This window comes from Bradyrhizobium sp. (genome assembly GCF_049581145.1).
Classification (GTDB): domain Bacteria; phylum Pseudomonadota; class Alphaproteobacteria; order Rhizobiales; family Xanthobacteraceae; genus Bradyrhizobium.
In genome coordinates, this window is sequence record NZ_JBAURI010000317.1 from 1 (window position 1) to 2,608 (window position 2,608).

Sequence of the window (2,608 nt, forward strand, 5' to 3'; positions counted from 1 at the left end):
CGTCGGGCGTGATGGGATTGCAGAGCGGGTCCAAGCACCCGTGAGTGGTCACCATCACGCGGACGAACGATGCTGCAGCGGACGGCGAAATCGTGTGGTCCCGACGCTCCAAGGCACAGGCGTCAAGCCGGCGGAAGCAATTCCGTTAGGCGACGGTGGCAAAAAAGCATGGTCACCGAGGAGAGCGCGTATAAGCCGTAAACCACTGCGTGCGGGGATGCCGGGTGATTCCGGTGCGACCGCTGTGAATACTCGTGTGCATACTTCTATCTACCACTACGCACACGAGGCTGCGGGTGCATCGGGCGCCCGGCATCCCCCACACCCTCCGGGGTGGAAGGATTTTTTCCGAGCCTCGGGCGCGCCGCGCCGCGAGAAGGCGGATCTGCGTTTGAGTGCGCCCCAATTCAGCCGTCATCGGCCGCGCCCGCGGGCGACCCTGTATCCCAGAGACGTCAGTGCTTGAATCGATAGGCCAGGGCGTACTGGCTACCCCGCATGCGCCGGGTATGACGGTCGTCAATCGTGGGCGGGTCGCGCGCCACGGTCACGCTGACGACGACAACGCTCTTCCTCTCGCTGCGCGGAATATTTCGCCGCTTGCCAAGGCGGTGCCGACAGGTCAAGAAATCTGCCGGGGGCAAAAACGCCAGCGGAGAGCGAGTTTGACGATCAAGGGCAAAGCCACCATTGCCGGCATCTACGAGCATCCGACCCGGCACGCACCCGACAAGTCCACCGCGCAGCTCCATGCCGAGATCGCCAAGGGCGCGATCGAGGATGCCGGCCTGACCAAGGCCGATATCGACGGCTATTTCTGCGCCGGCGACGCGCCGGGCGGGCTCTGGTCGATGGTGGATTATCTCGGGCTCAAGGTCCGCCATATGGACTCCACCGATACCGGCGGCTGCTCCTATCTGATCCATCTCGGCCACGCCGCGGAAGCGATCGCGGCCGGCAAATGCTCGATCGCGCTGATCACGCTGGCCGGCAAGCCGCGCACCGGACCGATGCCACCGCGCCCGGCCGGCGCTGAGATCGATTTCGAGGCGGCCTATGGCGCCACCACGCACAATGCCTATGGCATGTGTGCCATGCGCCATATGCACGACTACGGCACCACCAGCGAGCAGCTGGCCTGGATCAAGGTCGCGGCCTCGCATCACGCCCAATACAATCCGCATGCGATGCTGAAGGAGGTGGTCACGGTCGAGGACGTGCTCAACTCGCCGATGATCTCCGATCCGTTGCACCGCCTGGATTGCTGCGTCGTCACCGATGGCGGCGGCGGGCTGATCGTGACGACGCCGGAGATCGCCAAGAGCCTGAAGAAGCCGCTGGTCAGGCTGATCGGGCATGGCGAGGCGATGAAGGGGCCGCGCGGCGGCAAGGATCTCGATCTGACCTATTCCGCCGGCATCTGGTCCGGTCCGCGCGCCTTCGAGGAGGCCGGCGTGACGCCGCAAGACATCAAATACGCCTCGATCTATGACAGCTTCACCATCACGGTGCTAATGCAGCTCGAGGACCTCGGCTTCTGCAGGAAAGGCGAGGGCGGCAAGTTCGTCGCCGACGGCAACTTGATTTCCGGGGTCGGCAAGTTGCCGTTCAACACCGATGGCGGCGGGCTCTGCAGCAACCATCCGGTCAATCGGGGCGGCATGACCAAGATCATCGAGGCGGTCAGGCAGTTGCGCGGCGAGGCGCATCCGAAGGTGCAGGTGAAGAACTGCGACCTGGCGATCGCCCACGGCACCGGCGGCTTGCTCGGCGTTCGCCATGCCGCCTCGACCTGCATTCTGGAGCGTGTGTGATGGCAGAAGCGAAGACATATCCGGCCCCGGTCACCAACCCCGAAACCGCCGCGTTCTGGGAGGCTGCCAAACAGGGCAAGCTCATGATCAAGCGCTGCACCGCCTGCGGCGAGCCGCATTATTTTCCGCGCTCGATCTGCCCGTTCTGCTTTTCCGACCAGACCGCGTGGGAGCAGAGTTCGGGCGAGGCCACGATCTACAGTTTCAGCCTGATGCGCAAATCGCCGACCGGGCCCTACGCGATCGCCTATGTCACGCTGAAGGAGGGTCCTTCGCTGCAGACCAACATCGTCGATTGCGATCTGGAGACCCTGAAGATCGGGCAGACCGTGAAGGTGGTATTCAAGCCGACCGAGGGCGCGCCGCTGCCGTTCTTCACGCCGGCCTGAAGCCAGGAAGTTCAGGAGAACGTCGCAATGCCGATCAAATACCAGGAGCTGATGGCGCTGGAAAACCTCGGCCAGAGATATGCCTATTCCGATCGCGAGGTGATGCTCTACGCCTGCGGCATCGGCATGGGCTCAGATCCCATGGACGAGAAGGAACTCTCTTTCGTCAACGAGGCCTGCGCCACGCCGCGTCCGCTCAAGGTGGTGCCGACCTTTGCCTCCGTCGCGGCCTGGGGCGCCGGTCCCGGCGAGATGAATCTCAACCGCGTCATGGTGGTCGACGGCGAACGCGACATCACCTTCCACAAGCCGTTTCCGACTTCGGCCCACATCACCGCCGATTCATCCGTGCTCGCAGTCTACGACAAGGGCAAGGACAAGGGCGCGGTGATCCGGCACCAGACC

General features: G+C 63.9%; 2 protein-coding genes and 1 pseudogene. All 3 read left to right on the forward strand.

Annotated features, from left to right (window positions below):
• Positions 1–665: 665 nt before the first annotated feature.
• Complete coding sequence (locus WCB02_RS10570) at positions 666–1,814, forward strand: thiolase domain-containing protein (RefSeq protein WP_423958059.1); 1,149 nt, start codon at positions 666–668, stop codon at positions 1,812–1,814.
• Positions 1,814–2,203, forward strand: coding sequence for a Zn-ribbon domain-containing OB-fold protein (locus WCB02_RS10575; RefSeq protein WP_423958060.1), 390 nt, complete (start codon positions 1,814–1,816; stop codon positions 2,201–2,203). The genes WCB02_RS10570 and WCB02_RS10575 overlap by 1 nt, the downstream gene beginning before the upstream one ends.
• Before the next feature lie 27 nt (positions 2,204–2,230).
• Positions 2,231–2,608, forward strand: a pseudogene (locus WCB02_RS10580) (3-alpha,7-alpha,12-alpha-trihydroxy-5-beta-cholest-24-enoyl-CoA hydratase); the annotation flags it as partial.

Coding starts and splice junctions, on each gene's coding strand:
- WCB02_RS10575 (WP_423958060.1), top strand. CDS start 1,814: ATGGCAGAAGCGAAGACATATCCGGCCCCGGTCACCAACCCCGAAACC.